At 65.5% G+C, this 25,641-nt stretch carries 22 protein-coding genes and 1 tRNA gene; 9 read left to right on the top strand and 14 right to left on the bottom strand.

Going from position 1 to position 25,641, the window contains the following annotated elements; translation table 11 throughout:
• Nucleotides 1–62 precede the first annotated feature (62 nt).
• The 4 genes from RD110_RS16145 to RD110_RS16130 all read left to right on the top strand — a co-directional run bounded on the left by RD110_RS16145 (nucleotide 63) and on the right by RD110_RS16130 (nucleotide 4,750).
• On the top strand, nucleotides 63–641 hold the full coding sequence (locus tag RD110_RS16145) for a sigma-70 family RNA polymerase sigma factor (RefSeq protein ID WP_076200423.1): 579 nt from the start codon (nucleotides 63–65) through the stop codon (nucleotides 639–641).
• A complete protein-coding gene (locus RD110_RS16140) occupies nucleotides 638–1,348 on the top strand; it encodes an anti-sigma factor (protein ID WP_076200422.1) in 711 nt (236 codons plus the stop codon). Before RD110_RS16145 ends, RD110_RS16140 begins: the two co-directional genes overlap by 4 nt.
• A 129-nt stretch (nucleotides 1,349–1,477) precedes the next feature.
• Nucleotides 1,478–2,296 carry a substrate-binding periplasmic protein gene (locus RD110_RS16135; RefSeq protein ID WP_076200421.1) on the top strand — a complete coding sequence of 273 codons (819 nt, stop codon included), beginning with the start codon at nucleotides 1,478–1,480 and terminating at the stop codon, nucleotides 2,294–2,296.
• A 30-nt stretch (nucleotides 2,297–2,326) separates the two neighbouring features.
• Nucleotides 2,327–4,750, top strand: a complete 2,424-nt coding sequence (locus tag RD110_RS16130) for an EAL domain-containing protein (RefSeq protein WP_076200420.1) — start codon at nucleotides 2,327–2,329, stop codon at nucleotides 4,748–4,750.
• Here RD110_RS16130 and RD110_RS16125 read toward each other — a convergent pair.
• From RD110_RS16125 to RD110_RS16110, 4 genes are all read right to left on the bottom strand, one after another.
• Nucleotides 4,737–5,534, bottom strand: a complete 798-nt coding sequence (locus RD110_RS16125) for a transporter substrate-binding domain-containing protein (protein WP_076200419.1) — start codon at nucleotides 5,532–5,534, stop codon at nucleotides 4,737–4,739. The two genes, RD110_RS16130 and RD110_RS16125, sit on opposite strands and share 14 nt — an antisense overlap.
• 65 nt (nucleotides 5,535–5,599) lie before the next feature.
• The gene (locus RD110_RS16120; RefSeq protein WP_083686307.1) at nucleotides 5,600–6,418 is read right to left on the bottom strand and encodes an amino acid ABC transporter ATP-binding protein; all 819 of its coding nucleotides are present in this window, start codon (nucleotides 6,416–6,418) and stop codon (nucleotides 5,600–5,602) included.
• Nucleotides 6,402–7,064: an amino acid ABC transporter permease gene (locus tag RD110_RS16115; protein ID WP_076200417.1), complete on the bottom strand. Its 663-nt coding sequence runs from the start codon at nucleotides 7,062–7,064 to the stop codon at nucleotides 6,402–6,404. Before RD110_RS16115 ends, RD110_RS16120 begins: the two co-directional genes overlap by 17 nt.
• A complete protein-coding gene (locus RD110_RS16110; protein WP_076200416.1) occupies nucleotides 7,061–7,819 on the bottom strand; it encodes an amino acid ABC transporter permease in 759 nt (252 codons plus the stop codon). The genes RD110_RS16115 and RD110_RS16110 overlap by 4 nt, the downstream gene beginning before the upstream one ends.
• Nucleotides 7,820–8,191: 372 nt before the next feature.
• Between RD110_RS16110 and RD110_RS16105 the strand changes: the two genes are divergently transcribed.
• The 3 genes from RD110_RS16105 to RD110_RS16095 all read left to right on the top strand — a co-directional run bounded on the left by RD110_RS16105 (nucleotide 8,192) and on the right by RD110_RS16095 (nucleotide 12,509).
• Nucleotides 8,192–8,968 carry an Npun_F0296 family exosortase-dependent surface protein gene (locus tag RD110_RS16105; RefSeq protein ID WP_076200415.1) on the top strand — a complete coding sequence of 259 codons (777 nt, stop codon included), beginning with the start codon at nucleotides 8,192–8,194 and terminating at the stop codon, nucleotides 8,966–8,968.
• 171 nt (nucleotides 8,969–9,139) lie between these two features.
• A tRNA-Arg gene (locus RD110_RS16100) sits at nucleotides 9,140–9,216 on the top strand.
• A gap of 164 nt (nucleotides 9,217–9,380) precedes the next feature.
• On the top strand, nucleotides 9,381–12,509 hold the full coding sequence (locus RD110_RS16095) for a bifunctional diguanylate cyclase/phosphodiesterase (protein WP_083686306.1): 3,129 nt from the start codon (nucleotides 9,381–9,383) through the stop codon (nucleotides 12,507–12,509).
• On the opposite strand, the gene RD110_RS16090 is transcribed toward RD110_RS16095, so the two are convergent.
• The 6 genes from RD110_RS16090 to RD110_RS16065 all read right to left on the bottom strand — a co-directional run bounded on the left by RD110_RS16090 (nucleotide 12,506) and on the right by RD110_RS16065 (nucleotide 18,922).
• Nucleotides 12,506–13,207: a glutathione S-transferase N-terminal domain-containing protein gene (locus RD110_RS16090; protein ID WP_076200413.1), complete on the bottom strand. Its 702-nt coding sequence runs from the start codon at nucleotides 13,205–13,207 to the stop codon at nucleotides 12,506–12,508. The genes RD110_RS16095 and RD110_RS16090 overlap by 4 nt on opposite strands.
• Before the next feature lie 139 nt (nucleotides 13,208–13,346).
• Nucleotides 13,347–14,582, bottom strand: a complete 1,236-nt coding sequence (locus tag RD110_RS16085; RefSeq protein ID WP_076200412.1) for an acyl-CoA dehydrogenase family protein — start codon at nucleotides 14,580–14,582, stop codon at nucleotides 13,347–13,349.
• 48 nt (nucleotides 14,583–14,630) lie between these two features.
• Nucleotides 14,631–15,716 carry a phosphotransferase gene (locus tag RD110_RS16080; RefSeq protein WP_076200411.1) on the bottom strand — a complete coding sequence of 362 codons (1,086 nt, stop codon included), beginning with the start codon at nucleotides 15,714–15,716 and terminating at the stop codon, nucleotides 14,631–14,633.
• 46 nt (nucleotides 15,717–15,762) lie between these two features.
• A complete protein-coding gene (locus RD110_RS16075) occupies nucleotides 15,763–16,485 on the bottom strand; it encodes a Crp/Fnr family transcriptional regulator (protein WP_076200410.1) in 723 nt (240 codons plus the stop codon).
• Between the two features lie 102 nt (nucleotides 16,486–16,587).
• On the bottom strand, nucleotides 16,588–17,367 hold the full coding sequence (locus RD110_RS16070; protein WP_076200409.1) for an oxepin-CoA hydrolase, alternative type: 780 nt from the start codon (nucleotides 17,365–17,367) through the stop codon (nucleotides 16,588–16,590).
• Nucleotides 17,368–17,401: 34 nt separating this feature from the next.
• The gene (locus RD110_RS16065) at nucleotides 17,402–18,922 is read right to left on the bottom strand and encodes a 3-hydroxyacyl-CoA dehydrogenase (RefSeq protein WP_076200408.1); all 1,521 of its coding nucleotides are present in this window, start codon (nucleotides 18,920–18,922) and stop codon (nucleotides 17,402–17,404) included.
• A gap of 180 nt (nucleotides 18,923–19,102) precedes the next feature.
• Here RD110_RS16065 and RD110_RS16060 point away from each other — a divergent pair, with 180 nt between their 5' ends.
• Nucleotides 19,103–21,403, top strand: a complete 2,301-nt coding sequence (locus tag RD110_RS16060) for a hypothetical protein (RefSeq protein ID WP_076200407.1) — start codon at nucleotides 19,103–19,105, stop codon at nucleotides 21,401–21,403.
• A 42-nt stretch (nucleotides 21,404–21,445) separates the two neighbouring features.
• Here RD110_RS16060 and RD110_RS16055 read toward each other — a convergent pair whose 3' ends face one another.
• The 3 genes from RD110_RS16055 to lexA form a co-directional block, all read right to left on the bottom strand.
• Nucleotides 21,446–22,453 carry a D-2-hydroxyacid dehydrogenase family protein gene (locus tag RD110_RS16055; protein ID WP_076200406.1) on the bottom strand — a complete coding sequence of 336 codons (1,008 nt, stop codon included), beginning with the start codon at nucleotides 22,451–22,453 and terminating at the stop codon, nucleotides 21,446–21,448.
• A 104-nt stretch (nucleotides 22,454–22,557) separates the two neighbouring features.
• Nucleotides 22,558–22,998, bottom strand: coding sequence for a hypothetical protein (locus RD110_RS16050; protein ID WP_076200405.1), 441 nt, complete (start codon nucleotides 22,996–22,998; stop codon nucleotides 22,558–22,560).
• Between the two features lie 130 nt (nucleotides 22,999–23,128).
• A complete protein-coding gene (gene lexA / locus RD110_RS16045; protein ID WP_076200404.1) occupies nucleotides 23,129–23,809 on the bottom strand; it encodes a transcriptional repressor LexA in 681 nt (226 codons plus the stop codon).
• Between the two features lie 101 nt (nucleotides 23,810–23,910).
• On the opposite strand from lexA, the gene RD110_RS16040 reads away from it, so the two are divergent.
• Nucleotides 23,911–24,903 carry an asparaginase gene (locus RD110_RS16040; protein ID WP_076200403.1) on the top strand — a complete coding sequence of 331 codons (993 nt, stop codon included), beginning with the start codon at nucleotides 23,911–23,913 and terminating at the stop codon, nucleotides 24,901–24,903.
• A 49-nt stretch (nucleotides 24,904–24,952) separates the two neighbouring features.
• Here RD110_RS16040 and adk read toward each other — a convergent pair whose 3' ends face one another.
• Nucleotides 24,953–25,609: an adenylate kinase gene (gene adk / locus RD110_RS16035; protein ID WP_076200402.1), complete on the bottom strand. Its 657-nt coding sequence runs from the start codon at nucleotides 25,607–25,609 to the stop codon at nucleotides 24,953–24,955.
• Nucleotides 25,610–25,641 lie beyond the last annotated feature (32 nt).

The raw sequence follows: 25,641 nt of genomic DNA, 5'->3' as shown, positions 1-25,641 counted from the left end.
CATCGGCGCGGGCGCTGTTGCCCTTCCAACCGACCGGGCCGAGCGGACCGACTTTTCCTTTCGTGACGACCGACGCCCACCACGCAGCCGACACCTTCGATTACGAACGAGCGTTGCAGCGGTGCGCGCGGGGCGATCGCATGGCGCTGCAGGAGATCTACCGCCGGGAAAGCCGCCACCTGCTGGGCGTGGTGCTGCGCATCGTGCGCCAGCGCCAGCAGGCCGAGGACGTGGTGCATGACGCCTTCATCAACATCTGGAGCCGCGCGGAGGGTTTCGACGCCACGCGGGGTTCGGGCCGGGGCTGGATCTACAGCGTGGCGCGCAATCTGGCGCTGAACGCGGTGCGCAACGGCGCGCGCGAGGTGTCGGTCGACGAGGAAACCGCGGAGGCTCTTGAAGTTCGACAAGCCATGGACGCCCATTCACAGACCGTCGACGCGTTTGCCCTGAATGCCAGCGTGGGCCGGCTCAACGATTGCCTCGCCCGGCTGGAGCCCGGCCGGCGCAACTGCATCCTCTACGCCTATGTGGACGGGTGCTCGCACGGCGAGATCGCACAGCGCACGCAAACCCCGCTGGGCACGGTCAAGGCCTGGATCAAGCGCGGCATGCACACCTTGAAGGAGTGCATGGGATGAGCGCAGCGCCGGGCGACGATGATCTTGCGGCCGAATACGTGCTCGGCACCCTGTCGGCCGCGCGCCGTCGAGAGGTGGAGGCGCGCATCGACGTCGACGCTGAACTGCGTGCCGAGGTGCTGGCCTGGCAGGAACGCCTGCTGCCGTTGACGGCGTTGGCCGAACCCGTGGCGCCATCGGCGCAACTCTGGCAACGCATCGAGCGCAGCCTGGCCCCGTCGAAGATGCTCCAGGCGCGTCCGGCGCGCGGACGCTTTGTTGGCTGGTGGGACAACCTGCAGCTCTGGCGAGGCCTGGCCGGTACCGGTTTCGCCGCGGCGGCTGTGCTCGCCGGCGTGCTGGTGACGCGGCTGTCGCCGGTGCCGGCGCCGCAATACATGGTGGTGCTGGTGGCGCCGCAGGACAAGGCGCCCGGCTGGGTGGTACAGACCAGCGACAGCCGACGGCTGAGCCTGATCCCGCTGGGCGCGACCGCGGTGCCGGCCGAGAAGTCGCTGCAGTTCTGGACCAAGGGCGACAATTGGAGTGGGCCGGTCTCGCTCGGCCTGGTCAAGCCCGGCGAGACGGTGCAGATACCGCTCGACAAACTGCCGCCGCTGCAGCCGAATCAATTGTTCGAGCTTACGCTGGAGCCGGCGAACGGATCGCCCATTGACCGGCCGACCGGGCCGATCCAGTTCATCGGCCGCGCCGTGAAGCTGATCTGAGGTGCGGCGCAGGGGCTGGGCATGTTAGATGCTTACGCTCGACTGACATCGGCCCGCACCGGGCCGCATCCAGCCGGGCAACACGGGAAGGGGTCGACGACAGTGGCAACGGGGCAAGGGTCTTCACCGATGGGAACGCCGGGCAGCGCGCGCGCGCGCCGGCTGTGGCGCCTGGTCGTGGCCGGCCTCATGGCGGCCTCGATGGTGACCACGATGTCCGCCCGGGCCGATCCAGCCTGCAAGCAACTGGTGGCTACCGGCAATCCGGAATACCCGCCTTTCCTGTGGCGCGACCCGGCCAACGAGACGCGGTTGATCGGCGCCAATGCGAGCCTGATGCAGTTGTTGTCCAAGGAAATCGGCGTGCCCATCGAAGTCCGTTACGCGGGCTCCTGGGCGCGGGTGCAGGAAGAAGCACGGCTGGGCCGCGTGGACCTGGTCGCCGGTGCGTTCTTCACCACCGACCGACTCGACTACATGGACTACGTCTACCCGCCGCTGCGCGAGACCAGTTCGGTGGTGTGGGAGCGCCAGGGTGCGACGCAGAAGTACCAGCAGTGGGCGGACCTCAAGGGCCGCGCCGGCGTCACCGTCATCAACAACAGTTTCGGCGAGGAGTTCGACCGTTTCGCGCGCGCGAACCTGAAGATCGCCACCGTGCCGAGCCTGGAGCAGGCGCTCAAGATGCTGCAGCTCGGCCGGGTGGACTACCTGATCTACGAGGAAGACCCGGCCAACGCCTACATCGCCCAGCTCGGCATCGGAGGGCTGGTCGCTGCCAGCCCACCGGTGAGCAATGAACGCCTGTACCTCACGCTGTCGCACAAGTCGAGCTGCAACACGCCCGAAATGCGCGCTGCGCTGGCCAAGGCCCTGTACAAGTTCGGCCGGCAGAACGTGATGAAGAAACTCGTCGACGCCGGCATCCAACTCTGGCGTACCCAGTAGGCGCTACGCCGATCGACCAAGCCGAGTAACGTGCCCAAGCTATCGCTCAGACAGGTCATCACGCTGGGCGTGGCGCTCGGCATCACCTTGCCCGCGCTGCTGCTGGGCAGCCTGGTGTTGAAGGAGCGGCACGAGCGCGAGCTCGCGCTGCGCATCGGGGAGCCGATGGCCCAGTACGCCCAACTGCTCTCCAGTGCGATGGCGATGCCGATCTGGAACGTCGACAAGGCGGTGGCCAAGCAACTGGTCGACTCGGTGATGCGCAACCCGGACGTGGTCGAACTCACGGTGATGGACGAGTTCGGCAACGTCTTCGTGAGCGCGGAGGAAAACACCCGGCGCAGGGGCACGGTGCTGCGCCAGCAGCGCGGAGTCAATCTCGATGGCCGGCCGATCGGCATGGTCACGGTGGCCTTGAGCACGGCGCGCATCGAGCAGCAATGGTGGGGCGATTTCGCGCAACTGGGCCTCGCGCTGCTGGCCCAGGTCGGTGTTTCCTTCCTGCTGGTGTTCTTGCTGGTCGACCGGCGCGTGGTGCGCCCGCTGTACAAGCTGCAGCTGGCCACCGCCAAGCTGGCGCGCGGCGAATTGGAGCAGCCGCTCGACTGGCACCGCCGCGACGAGATCGGCAGCCTGGCGCTGGGCCTGGACCAGATGCGCGCCGCGCTCGGCGCGCTGATCGCCGAACGTGACATCAAGAACGCGGACTTGCGCCAGGAACTGCACGATCGGCTGCAGGCCGAGGAAGCCCTGCGTTTGACCGACGCCAAGTTCAAGGCCATCTTTCACGCGTCGCCGCTGGCGATGACGGTGTCGCGACATGCGCCGGGTCACCCCATCGTCGACATCAACGATGCCGGCCTGCGGCAGTTCGGCGGCTCGCGCGAGATGCGGCTCGGCCAAAGCCACGGTTTGTTGTGGCGCCGAGCGCGCGACCAGGCGCATGCCCTCGAGGTGATCGAACACACCGGGGAGATCAAGGGTTTCGAAGCCTGGCTGCGCCGCATCGGCGATCAGGCCGGGGACGAGGATGACAATGCGATCCTGTGCGAGATCTCCGGGCGCATGGTGGCCCTGGGCAGCGAACAGTTGATCATCCTGGTGCTGGAAGACGTGACCGAGCGCAAGCGCGCGGCCGAGATGATCTGGAACCAGGCCAACTTCGACCGCCTGACGGGACTGCCGAACCGCCATCTCTTCCAGGAACGACTGGAGCAGGAAATGGCGGAGGCCGCGCGCGAGGGACGCTCGTTGGCGCTCGTGTTCTTCGACCTCGATCTCTTCAAGGAAGTCAACGACACGCTGGGCCACGAGATGGGGGACGTCCTGCTGCAGGAGGCCGCCCGCCGCCTGCGAGTGGGGGTGCGGCAGAACGACCTGCTGGCGCGGCTCGGCGGGGACGAGTTCACCCTGATCCTGAGCGGCCTGGCCGACATCGGCGACGTGCACCAGATCGTGCAGGACGCGCTGGAGCGGCTGGTCGAGCCTTTCGTGCTCGGCGGCCAGCAGGTGCACATCTCGACCAGCGCCGGCGTGACCTTCTATCCGCAGGACGCGACGCTGGTCGAGACCTTGCTGAAGAATGCCGACCAGGCCATGTATGCCGCCAAGAGCCAGGGCCGCAACCGCTACAACGTGTTCACGCCGTCGATGCAGGACGCGGCGCAAAAGCGCATGCGGCTGATCAACGACCTGCGCGTGGCCATGGCCGAGAAGCAGTTCAGCATCCATTACCAGCCGATCGTCGACCTGCGGACGGGCCAGGTCCACAAGGCCGAGGCCTTGATCCGCTGGCGCCATCCGGTCGAGGGCCTGGTGAGTCCGGCCGATTTCATTCCGATCGCCGAGGAGACCGGCATGATCGTCGAACTCGGCGACTGGGTGTTCCGCGAGGCGGTGAAGCAGGTGGCGGCATGGCGTCGGACGCACCATCCGCAGTTCCAGGTCAGCGTCAACGTCTCGCCGATGCAATTCCGCAACGAGGGCATCGACCAGGCATCGTGGCTCGCGCACCTGAGCGCGATGGGCGTGCCGGGCCAGGGGGTGCTGGTGGAGATCACCGAAGGCTTGCTGATGGATGCCGGGCACAACGTGAGTGGCCAGCTGCAGGTGTTCCGGCAAGCCGGCATCGGGCTGTCGCTCGACGATTTCGGCACCGGGTATTCGTCGCTGTCCTACTTGAAAAAGTTCGACATCGATTTCCTCAAGATCGACCAGTCCTTCGTGCGCAATCTCACCACCGACCCGGACGACATGGCGCTGTGCAACGTGATCATCGTCATGGCCCACACGCTGGGCCTGAAGGTGGTGGCCGAGGGCGTGGAGACGCCCGCCCAGCGCGACCTGCTGGCCGCGGCCGGCTGCGACTACGGGCAGGGCTATCTGTTTGCGCGGCCGGCGCCGGCCGGCGAGATGCCGTTCGCGCTGCCCATGGCGGGGCTCAACCGGCCTTGATCACGTCGGCCGGCAGATCGCGGCCGTGGTACTTCTTGTAGATGGCGTTGAGCTTGCCGTTCTTGAGGTTGGTGGTGACCCAGCCGTTGATCCACTCCTTGAGCTTGGGCTCGCCCTTGTTCATGGTGATGCCCAGGCCCGAGTCGAGCTGCGAGAACTTCAGCTCGAAATTCTTGCCCGGCGCGCGCTTGTTGATCTCGCCCATGTTCGACGGCGTGCTGGAGAAGATGTCGACCTGTCCGGTGACCACCGAGGTGATCAGCGTGGCGTCGTCTTCGTAGCGCATGATCTCGGCGCCCTTGGCTTCCTTGGTGGTCAGCGTGTCGTTGGTGGTGGCGCGGGTCAGGCCGATGCGTTTGCCGGCCAGGTCGGCGTAGCCAGTGATCTTCATGTCCTTGGGCGCGGCGACCATGATGGTGATGGCGGAGTAGGGGATCGAGAAGTCCACCACCTTGGCGCGCTCCTCGGTGATCGACAGGCTCGAGATGACGAGATCGGCCCGCTGGGCCTGCAGCGTGGGGATGCGCGCGGCGGTGGTGATCGGCACGATCTCCAGCTTCACGCCCAGATCCTTGGCGAGTTCGGTGGCCGTGTCCACGTCCGAGCCCGTGGGCTGCAGGTTGGCATCGGCATAGCTGAACAGCGGCGTGCCGATGGCGATGGCCACGCGGACCTTGCCAGCCTTCTTGATGTCGTCGAGCTGATCGGCCAGCGCGGCATGGGCGCCGAATGCGAGCAGGGCGGCCGCCAGCGCGGTGCGGGTGAGGATCTTCGAGTTGTTCAAGTCAGTCTCCTTGGGGTTGTGAATCGGGGGGAAGGAATGCGGTAGCTGTGGCCCAACGGCCGGCCTCAAAGCCCGTTGTCCAGGAAAGCCCTGAGCTCGGGGGTCTGGGGCGCGTCAAGCATCTCTCCGCCGCCGACCTCCCAGACCTTGCCCTGGTGCATGTAGATGATGCGGTCGGCCACGCGCTTGGCAAACGCCATCTCGTGCGTCACCAGCAGCATGGTCATGCCGCCAGCGGCCAGGTCTTCCATCACGCGCAGCACCTCGCCGGTGAGCTGCGGATCGAGCGCGGAAGTCACCTCGTCGAACAGCATCACCTTGGGCGACATGGCCAGCGAGCGCGCGATGGCCACGCGTTGTTGCTGGCCGCCCGAGAGCTGCTCGGGATAGGCGCCGGCCTTTTCCTTCAGCCCGACCTGCTCGAGCACCCGCAGCGCGACCTGGCGCGCTTCGGCCGTGGCCAGCTTCTTCACGTGCTTGAGTGCGAGCAGGATGTTTTCTTCCACCGTGAGGTGCGGAAACAGGTTGTAGCTCTGGAACACGATGCCGACTTCGAGGCGCAGCTGTTTCAGGTCGATGGCCGGGTCGTCGACCCGGATGCCGCAGACCTCAATGCTGCCCCGGTCGATGACTTCGAGCCGGTCGATGCAGCGCAGCGCCGTGCTCTTGCCCGAGCCGCTGGCGCCGATGATGGCAATCATCTCGCCCTTGGCGACCTCGAAGGAAACACCCTTCAGGACCTGGTTCGAGCCGAAGCTCTTGTAGACCTGATCCAGCTTAACGATGGCCCCCCGGCTGGCCACTGCGTGTGCTTCGCCACCCCCCGTGGGGAAGGCTTGTCCGCCTTGGGGGCGGCCCTGCGGCGTACTATCGATTGGCGACATTCAGTTTTCTCTCCATCGCTTCGCTCCAGCGCGAAAGCGGATAACACAGGGCAAAATAGAACGCGCCGACGATCGCGAAGATCAGGAACGGCTGGAAGATCGAGTTGTTGATGATCTGGCCCGCGCGGGTGAGTTCGACGAAGCCGATCACCGAGGCCAGCGAGGTCATCTTGATGATCTGCACCAGGAAGCCCACGGTGGGCGGCAGGGACAGCCGTACCGCCTGCGGGATGATCACCAGGCGCAGCGTCTGCCAGCGCGAGAACGCCAGGCATTCTGCGGCCTCCCATTGCGGCTTGGGCATGGCCTCGACACAACCGCGCCAGATGTCGCCGAGGTAGGCGCTGACGTAGATCATCATCGCGATGCCAGCGGCCGCCAGTGCAGGCAGCGAATAGCCGTACACCGACAAGCCGAAATACACGATGAACAGCAGGATCAGCAGCGGGATGCCCTGCACGCATTCGATGTAGACCAGCGCCATCCAGCGCAGCCAGGCCTTGTGCGAAATGCGCGCCAGCATCACGCCGAAGCCGCCGACGCTGCCGAGCACGAAGGCCAGGGCGGACAGCACCAGCGTCCACCAGATCGAGGTGAACAGGTACAGCAGGTGGGTCCCGGTGAAGCTGCCGAGGCCGAAGTTCATGCCGCACCCCCGCGGCTGGCCACCGCTGCCGTGGGCGGCAACGCCGTCGCCCGGCCGTTGCGCGCATTGAGCGCCGCGGCCTGGCGCACCACCCGGCGGCGGCGGAACAGGTATTCGCCGAGCAAGCTGGTCAGCAGCTTGATCGCCAGCGACAGGACCAGGTATAGCGCCGCCACCACGATGTAGGTTTCGAGGGAGCGGAACGTGTCCGACTGCACGGTGTTGGCGATGGCCGTCAATTCCTCCGCCGAAATCTGCGAGGCCATGGCCGAGGCCTGCATCATCAGCAGGAACTGGCTGGTCAGCGCCGGATACACCTTCTCGATCGACGGCTGGAGCATCACGTGCCAGCCGATGCGCCATTTGGACAGGCCCAGGCATTCTGCTGCCTCGATCTGGCCCCGGGGCACGGATTCGAGTCCGGCGCGGATGATTTCCGCGGCGTAGGCGGCGATGTTGATGATCATCGCCAGCACGGCCGCGGCGAAGGTCGGCATGCGCACGCCGAAGCTGGCCAGGCCGAAGTAAAGCAGGAAGATCTGCACCAGGAAAGGTGTGTTGCGCACGACCTCGATGTAGGCCGAGCAGATCTGCGAGATCGGCGTGATCCTGCTGCGCTTGGCGAACGCCACCAGGGTGCCGACCGCCACGCCGACCACGACCGCCACGGCCGTCATCTTCAGCGTCAGCCAGGCACCGTTGAGAAAGACCGGCCAGTAGGGCACGAGCGGAGAGAAGTCGAGGTGGTACTTCACGGCCGCACGCCCGGCGCAAAGGCGGTGGAATCCACCCGGTTCATCAGATTCATCAACACCCTTGCTTATCTGTTGTCGTACAACGAGAGCTGCGATTATGGGAGGATTGGTCAGGCCAAAAGGGGTGGGTAATCCCTGGGACGGGCCACGTAAATGCCATGACCTATCTCGATGCGACGGCGAAATCGAGGAACTTATTCACGGTTAGTTGTAACCGTTAAATTTCACTTATGTCGATTTTATTAACAGTTTTCGCCCAAAGGTTTTTGAATTATCAATGTAAGTAATTGATTTATAACAAAAAATTTCTTTGGCATGGCTTTTGCTTAACTGTTTCAACTCTAGATTCACTAGAAATAATCAAGGTCAAATATGAAAAAATTGTTTGTAAGTGCAACGTTCGCTGCCGTCGCTCTGCTGTCCGTTCCGGCGCAGGCCTTCACCGTGTCCTTCGCCTACACCAACACCAATGTTCCTGGTGGTGATCAATCCGGCAAGACCAGCGTTCTGCTCGGTGCCAACAACGTGGCGACGCCCGGCTCCGGTGTGTTCGTCGAAACGTTCAGCGCCTTGAATGGTGGCGGCAATTCACAAGGTTGCGGACTCGACACGCCTTCCAACCTGGTCAGCATCACCGGCGGTTCCTACGGTTTTCGCCAGGGCTCGGTCGCGGGCGCTGCAGCACCCGCCGGCGACAGCACCTGTTTTGCCTACGGTCCTGCCATCGGCGGCAAGCTGCCTGACGAAGTCAACATCAACTATTCCGGCCTGATCGCTGCCGCTGGTGGCAACACGCTGAACTATCTGGGCCTGTACTACGGTTCGATCGACACCTACAACGATCTGATCTTCTACAACGCGCAAGGCGGCGTCATCACCACGGTCACCGGTACCAGCCTGATCTCGCTGTTCAAGGGCACCTCGGGCAACCAGACGGCCGACTCCTCGAACATCTACGTGAACCTGTTCTTCAGCCCTCAGGAGCAATTCACCAGCTTCTCGTTCAGGACCACCGGCATTGCCTTCGAAATGGACAACGTGGCCGTTGGTTTCAACGTGAGCGCCGTTCCCGAGCCGGGCTCCATCGCGTTGATGGGCCTGGGCCTGGCCGCGCTGGGCGTGAGCCGCCGCCGCAAGAGCAAGGTCTGATCACGACCTGAGCGGCGGTCTCAGGACTCCCCGTTCGCCCAGAAGCCCGCCGGACGCGTCGTCCGGCGGGCTTCTGTCATTGGGCCGACGCGGCCCTCGCAACCGTTATCATCGGGGAGTGGACAGCACGCTGCCGGATTGGATCCGGCGTTTGCCGCCGCATCCACGCATCTGCCCGTAGCTCAGTTGGATAGAGCATCAGCCTTCTAAGCTGAGGGTCACAGGTTCGATCCCTGTCGGGCAGGCCAACCAATGGCCACCTTCACCATGTCGCGGCCATCTCATGTGGAAGCCCGCCTGGCAAGCGCGGCTTCATGGTTTTTGAGTACGCCGGTGAATCGCTTGCGCCAGAGTCGATGGCTTACGGTAGGATGTAACGAAACCCTTCGTCCTCGCCCGAGAATCGACGCTGATGCCCAATACCGCGAGCCTGCTCCCGTTCGCACGAGGCCGACAGATTCCTTCCTGGTGGTCTTGGCTGGCATTGAGCCTGGTGCTCATCGCTGGCGTGGTGCTATCGGTGCACGAGGCGCTGCGCATCCGTACTGCCGAGACGACGCTGTTGCAACGGAACTTCGACAAAGATGTGGACGATGCGCTGGCCTTGGTGCTGGCGCGGGTCGCCGCGCAGGAGCAACTGCTGCGGGCCGGCCTCGGGCTGTACACCGCTTCGGACGAAGTCAGCGCCACCGAATGGCAAACCTTCACCCAGCAGATGCGGCTGCATGGCCAGTATCCGGGCCTGCGCTCGTTCGGCTATGCCGGCCGCATCAAGGCGGTGCCATCGGCTTCGCCACCGGAGCAGATGCCGGTGGTGTACATCGAGCCGACCGACGAGGCCGCGTCCGGCGGTGCGCGCAACAGGATGCTGCGCGGACTGGACATGGCAGCGTTGCCGGTGCTCCAGTCGGCCATGGTGCTCGCGCGCGACAGCGGTGAAGCCGCCCTGTCCGGCAAACTCGAACTCGCCGGCATGCCCGGTGTGCCGGCCGAGGTGCAGTCGGTGATGTACATGCCGCTGTACGACGGCAATGCGGTGCCGGGGGAAGTCGCGCAACGGCGCCAGGCGATCCGGGGTTATGTGTTCGGTTTCTCGCGCATGGACGAACTGGTGGAGTCGGCGCTGCTGGGCCAGGTCGATGCCATGGCGGTGGAGTTGTTCGACGGGCGGCTTCCCGTGCCGGAAGGGCGCATCTACAGCGCCCGCACCGCCGTCGCGCGCGGCGAACCACCGGCGTTGGAGCGCGTGGCGCAGTTCGAGATGGGGCAGCGTGGCTGGACGCTGCGCTTCGAGGCCCTGCCAGCGTATGCCGCCACGATGCCTGCGGGCCGCTCGGCATCCGTGCTGGCGGCGGGCCTGCTGCTGACCTTGTTGTTCACCGCTGCCCTGGCCTTCCTGATGCGCCAGCGCGCCCGCGCGGAACGGCGGGCGGCATCCATGGGCAGTGCCTATCGGCGCAGCGAAGCACGCGCGCAGACCATCGTCGCCCACACCTCGGAAGGGATCCTCACCACCGACGCCGATGGTCGGGTGCTGAGCGCCAACCCCGCGGTCGAGGCGATTTTCGGCTGGGCTCCAGAAGCCCTGGTGGGGCGACCGCTGGAGAGCCTGGTCGCGTTGCCGCTGGGCGAACTTGGCCAGCCCGATACCGGCGATACGTTGCGCCGCGAACTGGCGGCCACTACCCTTGACGGCCGCCAGGTCCTGGTGCGCGCCGCAGCCAGCGTGATGGTGCTCGATGGCCAGAGGGGCTATGTGGTGATGCTCAGCGACATGACGCAGCAAAAGCTGTCCGAGCTGGCCGCCGCCCGCATCGCACAGCTCAACACGGCCATCCTGCAGAGTGCGCCATTCATGGTGGTGAGTTGCGACAAGGCCGGCGTGATCCAGAGCGTGAATGCGGCCACCGAGCGCATGTTGTGGTATCGGCGGGACGAGCTTGTCGGCCGCAGCGTGTTCGAGACTTTGCTGCTGCACGACGAGCTGGTGGCCCACGCGGCCCAGGCTTCGATCGATCTGGGCATGGAGGTGCCTGCGCGCGCCCTCGGCGCCCGCGCGTTGCGGGGGCTGGCCGACGAGAGCGAATGGACACTGCTGCGCAAGGACGGATCGGCGTTGCCGGTGAACTTGGCGGTCGCGGCGATGCGCGACGCGCGTGGCCTGCCAACGGGTTTTGTCGGCATCGCCTATGACATCAGCGAGCGCAAGCGTTCGGAAAACTACATCCGCCATCTGGCGCACCACGACGCGCTCACCGCGCTGCCGAACCGGCTCCTCCTGCAGGACCGCGTCGAGGTGGCCATCGAGCATGCCAAGCGCAGCGGCCGGCAGGTTGCAGTGATGCTGCTCGACCTGGACCACTTCAAGCAGATCAACGATTCCCTCGGGCATGGGGTCGGCGACGCGGTGCTGCAGGCCGTGGCCACGCGGCTGCGTGAGACGGTACGGCATTCCGATACGGTGGCCCGCATGGGCGGCGACGAATTCTGTGTGGTGCTCAGCGACCTCGACGATCGGGCCGAGGCGGTGCTGGTGGCCCAGAAGATTCTGGAGGCGGTGCGGCCGACGATGCCGGTCGGTGAGCGGGAACTGCACATCACGGTCAGCGTCGGCATTGCGGTGTTTCCCGACGACGGCCTGGCGCTGGCGGCGCTGCTGCAGAACGCCGACATCGCCATGTACGCCTCGAAGAAGCGCGGACGCAACGCATTCGAAGCCTTCGCGCCTGCGATGCAGGCCGATTCCAACCTGCGCATGACGGTGGAGGAGGGGCTGCGCACGGCGTTGGCGCAGGAAGAACTCGTCCTGCATTTCCAGCCCAAGGTGGCATTGGCCGATGGCCGCCTCCTCGGGGTGGAGGCGCTGCTGCGCTGGAACCGGCCCGGCCATGGCCTCGTCGCGCCCAGCGACTTCATCGGGCTGGCCGAGGATTCCGGCCTGATCCTGCCGATCGGGGAATGGGTGCTGCGCCAGGCCTGTGCCGACGCCGTGCGCATCAGCACGCGGCTGGGCTACGCGGTGCCGATGGCGGTGAACATGTCGCCGCGCCAGTTTCGCCAGCCCGGGCTGCTGCACCGGGTGGAGGAGGCCCTCGAGACTGCCGGCCTGGCGCCCGCGCTGCTGGAGCTCGAAATCACCGAAAGCGTGCTGATCGACGACACGGAAGTCGCCGCCGCGCTGTTGCAGGCGTTGCATCGCAAGGGCGTGCGCCTCACGATCGACGACTTCGGTACCGGGTATTCGAGCCTGAGTTATCTGCACCGTTTTCCGGTCACGACGCTGAAGATCGACCAAAGCTTCATCGCCGACCTGCCGAGCAATCCCTACAGCGAGGCCATCGTGGCGTCGGTGATCGGCCTGGCCCGGTCACTCAAGCTGCATGTGGTGGCCGAAGGCGTGGAGACTGCCGAGCAGCACCAGCGCCTTTGCGCCCACCAGTGCGAGGGCGGGCAGGGTTATCTGTTCAGCCATCCCCTGTCGCTGGAGGCGCTGTGCCAGATGCTCGAGCAGCGCCAGTCCGTCGAGGCTGATGTGACTTAGCCGGCAGGCCGGCGCTCGTGCTGGGTCTTGCCGAACAGGACCTCGCGGGCCTTGTCGTCGGTGATCGGCTTGCGCAGGCCCGCCAGCACTTGCACGCCGCGCTGCACCGCCGGCCTCGCACCGACGCGGTCGAACCAGTCTTTCAGGTGCGGATGGTTGGCCCAGTCGATGCCCTGGTTCTGCCAACTGCGCAGCCAGGGAAAGATGGCGATGTCGGCGATGCTGTAGGTCGCGCCGGCGATGTACTTGTGGCTGGCCAGTTGCGTGTCCATCACACCGTAGATGCGCCTGGCTTCGTTGGTATAGCGGTTCACCGCATAGTCGATCTTTTCCGGCGCATACATGCGGAAATGGTGGGCCTGGCCCAGCATCGGGCCGACGCCACCCATCTGGAACATCAGCCACTGCAGCACCTCGAACTTGCGCCGGTCCGACTTCGGCAGGAACTTGCCGGTCTTGGCGGCGAGATAGAGCAGGATCGCTCCGGACTCGAACAGCGCGATGGGCTGGCCGTCGGGGCCGTCCGGGTCGACCAATGCCGGGATCTTGTTGTTCGGACTGATCTTCAGGAACTCGGGCTTGAACTGGTCGCCCGCGCCGATGTCGACCGGAATCGCCTCATAGGCGAGCCGGCATTCCTCCAGCATGATGTGCACTTTGTGCCCGTTCGGCGTGGCCCAGGAATAGACTTGGATCATGGATTCACTCGCGATGAGAGTCGCTTTCCTGGCCGCAACGGCCAGGCTTCGCAAGCCTCGACTCTAGGCGAAATCGCATCTTTTCGCCGGCCAGGCCGGCCGGTGGCCCACCCAGTCAACGGGCATTGACGTCGGCGGCTCAGCCGGCGTACTTGCCCAGTTCGTTTTTCGCGATGGCGTTGCGGTGCACTTCGTCCGGGCCGTCAGCGAAACGCAGCGTTCGTGCATGGGCATAGGCGTAAGCCAGCGGGAAGTCGTCGCACATGCCGCCCCCGCCATGCGCCTGCATGGCCCAGTCGATCACCTGGCAGGCCATGCTGGGCGCCACCACCTTGATCATGGCGATGTCGTTCTTGGCCACCTTGTTGCCGGCCACGTCCATCAGCCAGGCGGTCTTCAAGGTGAGCAGCCGTGCCATGTCGATCTTGCAGCGCGCCTCGGCGATGCGTTCCTGCGTCACTGTCTGGGCCGACACAGGCTTGCCGAACGCCACGCGCGACGAACTGCGCCTGCACATCAGTTCCAGCGCCCGTTCGGCCAGCCCGATCAGCCGCATGCAATGGTGCACCCGTCCGGGGCCGAGGCGACCCTGGGCGATTTCGAAACCCCGTCCCTCGCCCAGGAGGATGTTGGACGCTGGCACGCGCACGTTGTCGAAAGTCATCTCCATATGGCCGTGCGGCGCATCGTCGTAGCCGATGACCGACAGCGGTCGGATCACCTTCAGGCCGGGTGTGTCGGCCGGAATCAGGATCATGCTCTGCTGTGAGTGCCGCGGCGCATCCGGGTCGGTCTTGCCCATGGTGATGTAGATCGCGCAGCGTGGATCACCGGCGCCCGAGATCCACCACTTGCGACCGTTGACCACGTAGTCGTCGCCATCGCGCTCGATGCGCGTTGCAATGTTGGTGGCGTCGCTCGAGGCCACGTCGGGCTCCGTCATGGCGAAGGCCGAGCGGATTCGGCCCTCGAGCAGCGGCTTGAGCCAGCGCTGCTTGTTGTCCTCCGAGCCGTACCGCGCGATGGTTTCCATGTTGCCGGTGTCGGGGGCGGAGCAGTTGAAGACTTCGGGGGCCCACGGCACGCGGCCCATGATTTCGGCCAACGGTGCGTATTCCTGGTTCGTCAGCCCCGCACCATCGAAGCCGGCCACGGCCGCGCTGTCCACGGGCAGCCACAAGTTCCACAGCCCGGCGTCGCGTGCCTTGGCCTTCAGGCCCTCAATGGTCTGCAGTGGCGTCCAGCGTTGGCCGGCGGCGGTGTTGGCCTGCAGTTCGGCGGTGAATTTCGGCTCGGCCGGATAGACATGCTCGTCCATGAACCGCAGCAGGCGTGCCTGCAGTTCCTTGGTCTTGGGGGAATAGTCGAAGTCCATCTGTTTCTCCGGAAGTGGATTGCTGGTTGATAGGCCGGTGCGCCCGGATCAGGCTTTTTGGGCGAACTGCCATGCCATTTCGGCCAGCGGCCGTGCGCCGGCGCCCGAGGCCACGGCCTGCGCGCTGGAGGCCGTACCGGCTTCCGCGCGTTTGGCAATGCCCTGAAGGATGGCGGCCAGGCGGAACATGTTGTAGGCCATGTAGAAGTTCCAGTCCGCCTGCAAGGCGTCGAAATCGGCGAGGCCGGTGCGTTCGCAATACCGGCGCATGTAGTCGGCCTCGGCAGGAATGCCCAGGCGCTGGAGGTCGAGCCCGCCGATGCCGCGGAACATGCCCGGCGTGATGTGCCAGGCCATGCAGTGGTAGCTGAAGTCGGCCAGCGGATGGCCGAGCGTGGAAAGCTCCCAGTCGAGCACGGCCAGCACCCGCGGCTCGGTCGGGTGGAACATCAGGTTGTCGAGCCGGAAGTCGCCGTGCACGATGCTGGTCTTGCTGTCGTCGCGTGCGCTGGCCGGCATGTGTTCGGGCAGCCAGGCCATGAGCTGGTCCATCGCCGGGATCGGCTGGGTGATCGAGGCAAGGTATTGCTTGCTCCAGCGGCCGATCTGTCGCTCGAAGTAGTTGCCGGGTTTGCCGTAGTCGCCCAGGCCGCGCGCCGCGTAGTCGACCTTGTGCAAAGCGGCGATCACACGGTTCATCTCGTCGTAGATGGCGCTGCGCTCGGCCGGCGCCATGCCGGGCAGCGCCTGGTCCCACAACACCCGGCCCTGCATGAATTCCATCACGTAGAAGGCCCGGCCGATCACGGATTCGTCCTCGCACAGGCAGAGCATCTGGGGCACCGGCACGTCGGTGCCATGCAGGCCGCGCATCACGGCGAATTCGCGTTCCACCGCATGGGCGGAAGGCAGCAGCTTGGCCTTCGGGCCGGGCTTGGCGCGCATCACGTAACTCTGCGCGGGTGTGACCAGCTTGTAGGTCGGATTGGACTGGCCGCCCTTGAAGATTTCCACCTTGAGCGGGCCGGCGAAGCCGGGCAGATGGTCGGCCAGCCAGGCGGCGAGCACGTCCTCGTCGAAGGCCTGGGCGCCGGTGACGGCGCGGGTGCCGACGAAGTGCTGGAAATCGGTCATGTGGATGCTTCCCGGATGAGGTTGAAGGCCACGCCGCCGACGGCCTTCAGTTGTTGTCGGCGTCGACGATGCGCATCAGCGCGTCGCGGTTGCGTACGGTGAGGCCGGCAGGTTCGATGCGGATGACCTCGTCGCGCTCCATCGCCTTGAGTTCCTGGTTCACGCGCTGGCGCGAGGCGCCGAGCAGTTGCGCAAGTTCCTCCTGCGCAAGCTGCAGGCTGATGCGCACCTCGCCCGCGTTGGCCAGGCTCTGCACGCCGTAACTGCGCACCAGGTGGATCAATTGCTTGGCCAGGCGCGCCCGCAGCGGCAAGGTGTTGAGGTCTTCCACGAGGCCGAACAACTGGCGGATGCGACGCGCGGAAAGCCGCAGCAGCGCCTCGTAGAGTTCGGTGTGCGTGGCGAGGATCTTCTTGAAGTCGGCCTTGGCCACACACACGATGGTGGTATCGCCATGCGCATAGGCGTCGTGGGTGCGACGGTCGCCGTCGAAGATCGCCACGTCGCCGAACCAGATGCCCGGCTCCACATAGGTCAGCGTGATCTGTTTGCCCGACACCGAGGTCGAGCTGACGCGCACCGCGCCCAGTGCGCAGGCGATCCATTCCTCGGGCGGTTCGCCACGGACGGCGATGAGTTCCGCGTCCTTGTAGCGTTTGACGTAGGCGCATCGAAGAATGTCGTGTCGAAGAGAAGGTGAAAGGGTGGAAAACCAACGCCCTGCGTTGATCGCCGCGCGCTCTTCGATGGTAAGAATCGGTTCGTCCATGGACTGTCTTCTGAGTGACTGCTGAAAGCGCGATTGTCACGCGCGGGACGACGCCGATGGCTCAGGGTTGTCACCTGAGCGTCTGGGGCGGGGCCGATGGCCTCAGTGGTAGCCTGGGGTCTGCTTGTTCAGGAACGCGTCGATGCCAATGCCGGCGTTGGCATGGAAGAGGTTCTTCACGAAATGGTCTCGCTCGCTGGCCAGTTGCTGCGTGAGCGTGTTCCCGGGTGCGTCGTTGACCAGTTCCTTGATGCTGGCCAACGCATTCGGCGCGCGGGCGTTGAGCCGCTCGGCCAGCGCCAGCGCTTCCGCCAGTGCCTGTCCGGCATCGACCAGGCGATTGACCAGCCCGAGCGAGTGCAGGCGCTCGGGCGGCATGCGTTCGCCGAGCAGCAGCAGTTCGGCCGCCAGCTGGCGCGGCAATGCCCGCGACAGACTCCAGCTCGCACCGCCGTCTGGTGAGAGCGCGACGTTGCTGTAGGCCATGACGAAGACCGCGTTGCGCGCCGCGACGACCAGGTCGCAGGCCAGCGCCAGCGAAAACCCGGCACCTGCGGCGGCGCCCTCGACCGCGGCGATCACCGGTTTGGGAAAGGTGCGGATGGCTTCGATCCAGTTGTGCAGGCTCTCCACACTCTGCGCCGGGACCTGTGGCGACAGCGCGCGGCTTTCCTTCAATCGCAGCAGGTTGCCGCCGGCGCAGAAGGTGCTGCCCTCGCCGGTAATGACCACGCTGCGCACATCGGGGCTGGATTCAGCCACGCTCAGCGCCTCCACGCCAGCCGCGTAGATTTCAGGGCCGAGGGCGTTGCGATGCTCCGGATTGCTGAGGGTCAGCACCATGGTCTGGCCATGGCTGATACTTTTGAGTTCGGCGGGCATGGAAATCCGTGGTGGCAGGAACGGGAAGCCCTGGCTATTTTTCCTCGTGGCGCAGGCTTAGGCCGATGGCGCCGCGGCGGCGCAGCCAGGGGCTGGGACGGTAGCGGGGGTCACCATACACGGTTTGCAGGTTGAACAGCACTTCCAGGACGTTCGTCGGGCCGTAGCGGTCGCCCATGGCCAGCGGGCCCAGCGGATATCCAAGGCCGAGCGTGACGGCCGTTTCGAGATCTTCGGGCGAGCAGATGCCCTGCTGGCACATGTCGGCCGCGATGTTGACGATGGTGGCGACCACGCGCTGGCTCACGAAGCCGCCGCTGTCGCGGATCACGCTGACCGGCTTGCCGTCGCGCGCGAACAGCGCATGCGCCGCGTCGCGCATGTCGATGCGGGTCGCCGGGTTGGTGGCCAACACGCGGCGCTTGGTGGCCGCGTCCTCGACCAGCATGTCGATGCCCACGGTGCGCGCGGGATCGAGCCGCTCCACCACCGCCACCGTGGTCACGTCGAAGCCCAGCGGCGCCACCAAGGTCAGCGCGGCGGGGGAGGGCGCGCTGCCGGTTTCGATCTTCGCACCCAGGTCTTTCAGGAGCTGCAGCAGTTCGGCCCGACGGCTCGCCCGCGGCGACACCCATACCGGCGGCAACTCGGCCACCGTGGGCACGGGCGGCTCGGCCGGCATCTGCGCCACGCCATCGGCATACCGATAGAAGCCTTCGCCGACCTTCTTGCCCAGCATGCCGCCGGCCAGGCGTTGCGCCGTGATCACGCTCGGGCGGTAACGCGGCTCCTCGTAATACTGGCGGTACACCGACTCCATCACCGGATGCGACACGTCGAGCGCGGTGAGGTCCATGAGTTCGAACGGGCCGAGCTTGAAGCCGATCTGGTCCTTCAGGATGCGGTCGATGGTGGCGAAGTCGGCCACGTTTTCCCCGACAATGCGCAGCGCCTCGGTGCCGTAGCCGCGGCCCGCGTGGTTGACGATGAAGCCCGGCGTGTCCTGGGCCTGGACCGGCGTGTGGCCCATCTGCTTCGCGTAGGTGGCCAGGTCGGCGCTGACGGCGGGCGCGGTCTTGAGGCCGGCGATCACTTCCACCACCTTCATCAGCGGCACCGGATTGAAGAAATGGAAACCCGCGAACTGCTGCGGCCGCTTGAGCTTGGCGGCGATCGCCGTGACCGAGAGAGAAGAGGTATTGGTGGCCAGCACGGCCGTGCTGGCCACGATGTCCTCGAGCTCGGCGAACAGGGCCTGCTTCACATCGAGCCGTTCCACGACCGCTTCGACCACGAGTTGGCAATCGGCCAGATCGGCAAGGCTCGTGGCGGACTGGAGGTTGGCCTTGGCCGCGCCGACTTGCTCCGCACTGAGCCGGCCTTTCTCTGCCAATTTGTCCCATTGCGCAAACACAGTGTTGCGCGCTGTTGTCACCGCGTCCGCCTGCATGTCGAAGAGTTTGACCGTGCTCCCAGCTTGTGCTGCAATTTGCGCAATGCCGCGGCCCATGGCCCCCGCGCCAACGATTCCGAGGACTGGATACATAATTTTCATGGCGCGAATTATCACTTCCTGTTTCTGATGGTATGGTGTGATCGGATCTATAAAAATTTGTAAAAAATTGCAGTGAAACTACGAAATACCCTCCTCGGATCCACCTTGCTGGTTGCCGCGTTTGGCAGCTCCGCGCTGTCTCTGGGACGTGCCCGTGGTGCGGTGGTTCTGGGGCAGCCGTTGGACCTGTTGGTCGACGTGCGGCTCGATCAGGCGGACGACGCCGTGGGCCAGTGTTTCGATGCCGAAGTGTTTCATGCCGACAGCCGGGTCGATGGCAATCGCGTGCAGGTGACGGTGCAGAACGTCACGCCGGCGCTCGGCGCGGTGGTGCGCATCCGCTCGTCGGCGATCGTTGACGAACCGGTGCTGAGCGTCACACTACGTTCGACCTGCGGGCAGACCGCCTCGCGCCGGTACGACTTCCTCACGGATTTTCCCGTCGAGACGCGCTCCAGTGCGGTGCCGACGGTGATTCCGTCGGCGGTCACGACGGGTTCTTCGAGTGCGGCCCCAGTGCCCCAGGACGCGCCAGCGGGTATTGCTTCTGCACCAGGCGCCAGCGCTGCACCAGCGCCAGCGCCAATTCGTGTGGCCCCGGCACCGGTTCCGCGCGCGGTGGTCGCGCCGCGTCCACCGCGACCCGCAGCCGCGGTGGCAACTCGCCCACCGGCGGCAGCTCCGGTGCGCGCCCGTGAACAACAACAGACGGCGCGCACGGCCCAGGCATCTGCAAGCGAGGCTGCGCAAAGTCGTCCGCGGCTGCGGCTGGATGCGGCCACCGTCGCGGAAGACCGGTTGGTGCCGCTCAAGTCGTCATCCGAACTCCTGAGCGCGCCGACCGACAATGCCCAGCAACGCGCCGAAGCCACCGCGGCATGGCGTTCGCTGAACCAGTTGCCGGCTGAGAATCCGCAGGACGAGAAAGACCGGTTGCGCCTGCAGGCGCTCGAGGCCGAGGGCAAGGCGCTGAAAGCACAGCTGGCCAAAAACGAAGAAGACTTCCGCTTGCGCCTCGAGCGGCTCGAAGCCAACCGCTACGACAGCAACATCGTCTATCTGCTGCTGGCCCTGTTGTTCGCCGCCTTGCTGGCCGCGGCCTTTTTCTGGAACCGGGCACGCAAGAGCGTGGCCCTGGTGGCCGACTGGTCGCGTCAGAACGATCCCCAGGTGGCTGCAGCCGATGCTGCCGCGCTCGCCGTTCAGGCCGGCACCGTGAACTCGCGCCAGGCGCCGCTGGAGCCCGAATACACCGCGGCTACCCGCAACCCCACGCGGCCGGCGCCACTCGCCCCGGCGGTACCCGCGGCAAAGGTGGCGGATCCGGAGATCGACGAATCGTTGTTCCAGGACCTGAAGAAGCTCAACACCATCACCTTGCCGCAGGTCCGACCAGCGGCTTCGGCCAGCCTTGGGGCCCCGGCGGCGGGCCATGCTGCGCGTGGCCTTTCGCCGGAAGATTTTTTCGACGTTCAGCAGCATGCCGACTTCTTCGTCTCGCTCGGCCAGTACGACCAGGCCATCGACGTTCTGAAGAAGAACATCGACGAGAACATCGAGGTCAGCCCGCTGGCCTATCTGGAACTGCTGAAGATCTATCACACGCTGAGCCGGCAGGACGACTACAACCACCTGCGTGACGACTTCAATCGCATCTTCAATGGCAATGTGCCGCCGTTCGCCTCGTTCAACGACGAAGGGCGCGGCCTGGAGGACTATCCCTCGGCCCTGCTGGCCATCGAAAACAACTGGGGTACGCCGCAGGTGCTGGACGTCATCGAGTCCAACCTGTACCGCGCGCCAGGTGCGTCGTCCGGCCCGGCCTACGACCTTGCGGCCTACCGCGAATTCCTGCTGCTGTACGCGATCGCCAAGACCATGGTGCGGCGCAGCGGCACGTCCTCCGTCGACATTCCCCTTGGCAGGGTGACGCGCGAGGCGCCGCTGGCGGCGACGGCTCCCGCAGTGCCGTTGAATGCGGCAGATGCAACCAATGCCGCGCTCGCCGCCAGCATGGTCGCTCATCCACCGGTCTCCAGGCCGCCACCGCCTTCCTTCGAGAACTCGCTGTCGGCCCTGCTTCTCGACGAGCCAGTGTCCCCCGAGCCCTCGGTCGGTGATTCGCCGACGCAGCCGATGCTGCTGATGGCGGACACCAGCATGCCGCCGGTGCAGCCCGCGTCGGGGGTGGATATTCCTTCCTACAAACAGCCGCTGGATCTCGACCTGGACTTGGACCTGAATCTGGATTTCTCGAATTCGGAGCTGCAGGTGATGGGACATTCGCACGATGTGAGTGCACCGCCGCTGCCGATGTTGGACTTGCCCGAATCTTTTCCACCGAGCCCGCCAGCCGGGTCGCCCGCGCCGGCAGATGTCCCTCCCGGCTTCCCGCCGTCGACTGGCCTGGACAGCAATCTGATCGAGTTCGACCTGTTCGATCCGAGCATCGAAGCCAAGATCTCGCCCAAATCGAAGTGAGCCGAGGCGGAAGTTTTCCGCCTCCGGATGTTCACGAGCTGTTCAACGCCTTACCTGCAGCGAGCCCGGATTCACGATATTCACCGGCGTGCCCTTGATGAAGTTCAGCACGTTGTCGAACGCGGCGCTGAAATACATCTCGTAGCTGTCCTGCTCCACATAACCGATGTGCGGTGTGCAGATGCAGTTCTCGAGCCGCAGCAATGCGTGGCCCTGCAGGATCGGCTCGCTCTCGAACACGTCGACGGCAGCCATGCCGGGATGGCCACGGTTCAGTCCGGCGAGCAAGGCGTCGGGCTCGATGAGTTCGGCGCGGGAGGTGTTGACCAACAGCGAGGTCGGCTTCATGCGTGACAGGTCGTCCAGCGTGACGATGCCACGCGTTTCCTCGTTCAGCCGCAGGTGCAATGAAACGATATCGGCCTCGGCGAAGAATGCTTCGCGGCTCATGGCCACGCCCAGCCCGTCGGCCAAGGCCTTCTGCCGCGAGGCTTCCCGGCCCCAGACCATGACGTTCATGCCGAAGGCCTTCGCATAACCGGCGATGATCTGGCCGATCTTGCCGTAACCCCAGATGCCGATGGTGCGCCCCCTGAGCACGGTGCCAATGCCGAAGTTGGGCGGCATCGAGCCGGCCTTCATGCCCGACTGCTGCCACGCGCCATGTTTGAGCATGCCGATGTATTGCGGCAGCCGGCGCGTGGCGGCCATGATCAGCGCCCAGGTGAGTTCGGCCGGTGCGATCGGCGAGCCGCCGCCTTCGGCCACCGCGATGCCTTTCTCGGTGCAGGCGCCCACGTCGACATGCGGGCCGAGCCGGCCTGTCTGCGAGATCATCTTCAGCTTGGGCAGCTTTTCGATGAGTTGGCGGTTCAGGTGGGTTCGTTCGCGGATCAGCACGATGATGTCGGCGTCTTTCAGCCTCACCGACAACTGGCCCAGGCCCTTGACGGTGTTGGTGTAGACCTTGGCGGCATAGGGTTCGAGCTTGGCGGCACAGTTCAGCTTGCGCACCGCATCCTGATAGTCGTCGAGAATCACAATGTTCATGGCGCCATTGTGCCTTGAGGCCATTTGATTTTCCGCCCGCAGGCCGCAAGCCAGGCCTTCAGGCGCGTAGCGTTAACACGCTTTTACAGCGGGGTCGCTGACCGTCAGCCCATGGCCAGCGCCGATGAGGTGCCCGCCTCGAGTGCGGCCAGGCGATCGAGTTCGGCGCAGACGTCGGCCATGCGGCCTGAAATCACCATGCGGCCGACGAGCGTCGACGAGGTGGACGCATCCATGACACGGACCACGCGCAGCGGCCGTTGCGCCCGCAGGCTGCGTGCAGCCTGCCGCGGCGCGGTGGGGCAAGGCAGCAGCGGCGCCGCCGCGTGATCGGAACCAAGTGAGACGAAGCCACCACCAGGTGTCATGTGGCCGGCGTGTGGTACCGCATGGCCGCTGCGGCCACGCGAGCGCGCGGGCCGATGCCAGACTGCTGGCGGTGCGTTATGCGCCGAAGCGGCCCGCTGGTCGCGCGGCGCAAGCCAGCCGATCACACCTTGCAGCGACTCGATCAGGTTGGCGGCAGAAAACAATGCGATTCCCATGTGAAAACTCCTTTGGTACCAGAGATAAGACACAGGCAGGATTGCAAAAGAACACGCCGCAACGGGGTTGCCGGCCGCTTGCACGGCCCAACGCCCGCCACCCGTTGTGGCATGGGGATGCGCGAGAGCGCTACATGAGCATGGTGTTGCGGATCAGCCCGACGGCCAGGCCTTCGATTTCGAAGGGTTCGCCGGGGGACACCACGATGGTCTGGAAGTCGGGGTTCTCGGGATGCAGCTCGATTGCATCCCTGGTGCGCCTGAAGCGCTTCACGGTGACCTCGTCGCCGAGGCGGGCGACGACGATCTGGCCGTTCTTGGCTTCCTTGGCCGACTGCACGGCCAGCAGGTCGCCGTCGATGATGCCGATGTCGCGCATCGACATGCCGCGCACCTTGAGCAGGTAGTCGGGCTTGTGCTGGAACAGGCTGCTTTCCACGTAATACGTCTGGTCGACGTGTTCCTGCGCCAGAATCGGCGAACCGGCGGCCACGCGTCCGACCAACGGCAGGGCCATCTGCGCCATGCCGGGCAGGGGCATGCTGTAGCGGCTGCGCGACTCGTTGATGGAGCGCAGCGTGTCGCTCTTGAGCCGGATGCCGCGTGACGTACCGCTGACGAGTTCGATGGCCCCTTTTCGCGCCAGGGCCTGCAAGTGCTCTTCCGCCGCATTCGCCGACTTGAACCCGAGTTCGGCAGCGATCTCGGCGCGGGTGGGCGGGGCGCCGGTACGCGACACTGCGGTCTGGATCAGTTCCAGGATTTGTTGCTGGCGGGCGGTGAGTTTGGCGGGAAACTGGGTCAAATCCATGTGTGGCTCCGGAGCAGTGCAGGGCATGAGGTTCTGGATCGTCAGGCTGTTTGAATATCCAGTACCTGTATTTTTGTTCAGTTTTTGAAAGATTGCAAGCGATGTCGGAAAAATCTGTTGAAACTTCCACGGCTCGCATCGTGGTGCTGGGCACCGGCGGCACCATCGCCGGCACGTCCGCCACGGCCGGCGACAACATCGGCTACACCGCGGCCCAGGTCGGTGTGGACCAATTGCTCGAAGCCATTCCTGCACTGGCCCGAAGCGGCTATGGCATCGTCACCGAGCAGGTGGCGCAGGTCGACAGCAAGGACATGGATTTCGCCGTCTGGCAGGCGCTGGCCGGCCGCGTGGCGCACTGGCTCGCGCAGGACGACGTGGCCGGCGTGGTGATCACGCACGGCACCGACACGCTGGAGGAAACCGCGCTTTTCCTGCAGGCCGTGCTCGATCCGGCCAAGCCCGTGGTACTGACCTGCGCGATGCGGCCGGCCAGTTCGCTGTCGCCCGATGGCCCGCAGAACGTGCTCGATGCCGTGGCCGTCGCCGGCAGTGCCGGTGCGCGTGGTGTGGTGGCCGTGTGCGCGGGCGTGGTGCATGGCGCCTTCGACGTGCAGAAGGTGCACACTTACCGGCTCGATGCGTTCGGCTCGGGTGATGCCGGGCCGGTGGGTTATGTGGAAGAGGGCGCGCTGCGACTGTTGCGCGCCTGGCCGTCGGGCCGATCGCTTGTTCCCGCGGGCATTGCGGGCAAGGTCGTTGGCGCCTCAGCCGTGGCTGCGGCGGACTGGCCGCGCGTCGAAATCGTCATGAGCCATGCGGGCGCGGGCGCAGGCCTGGTCGAGGCGTTGGTGGCGCAGGGCGTTGCTGGCCTGGTGGTCGCCACCACCGGCAACGGTACGGTGCACCATGCGCTGGAGGCCGGCCTGCTTGCGGCGCAGGCGCAAGGCGTGCAGGTGTTGCGCGCCACCCGCTGCACCGGCGGCCGCATCCTCACCACACCAGGCGCTGTGCTTCCCGATGCAGGCAGCCTGTCGCCGGTGAAGGCACGCGTGGCGCTGCTGCTGATGCTGCTCTCTCCAGCCCGCACATGAAAAAGGCCGCTCCTCGGAGCGGCCTGGTTTTGGTGCAAGGGCGTGTCGATCAGGACGAGAGGGCCTTGAGTGCGCGCGCGGTGATCTCGTCCACCGTGCCCATGCCGCTGATGGCACGGTACTTCGGGGCCACCTCCGGTTCGGCCTTGGCCCAGTTGGCGTAGTAGTCGACCAACGGGCGGGTCTGCGCGCTGTACACCTCGAGGCGCTTGCGCACGGTTTCTTCCTCGTCGTCCTTGCGCTGGATCAGCGGCTCGCCAGTCACGTCGTCCAGGCCCTCGACCTTCGGCGGGTTGAACTTCGTGTGGTAGGTGCGGCCCGAAGGTGCGTGCGAGCGGCGGCCGCTCATGCGTTCGATGATGGCTTCGAAGGGCACGTCGATCTCGAGCACGTAATCCAGCTTCACACCGGCGGCCTTCATGGCTTCGGCCTGCGGGATGGTGCGCGGGAAGCCGTCGAACAGGGCGCCGACCGCGCAGTCCGGCTGGGCCATGCGTTCCTTGACCAGGTTGATGATGAGATCGTCGCTCACCAGGGCGCCGGATTCCATGACGGCCTTGGCCTGCAGGCCCAGGGGCGTGCCGGCCTTCACGGCGGCACGCAACATGTCGCCGGTGGAGATCTGTGGGATGCCGTATTTCTGGCAGATGAAGGTGGCTTGCGTGCCTTTGCCCGCGCCAGGTGCGCCCAACAAAATCAATCTCATGGATGTCCTCGGAGTTTTAGAAGTCGTGGCGA

It is taken from the genome of Rhodoferax koreense (assembly GCF_001955695.1).
GTDB lineage: Bacteria > Pseudomonadota > Gammaproteobacteria > Burkholderiales > Burkholderiaceae_C > Rhodoferax_B > Rhodoferax_B koreensis.
Note: the sequence above shows the minus strand (reverse complement) of the source record. Positions and strands in the feature narration are given on the sequence as shown.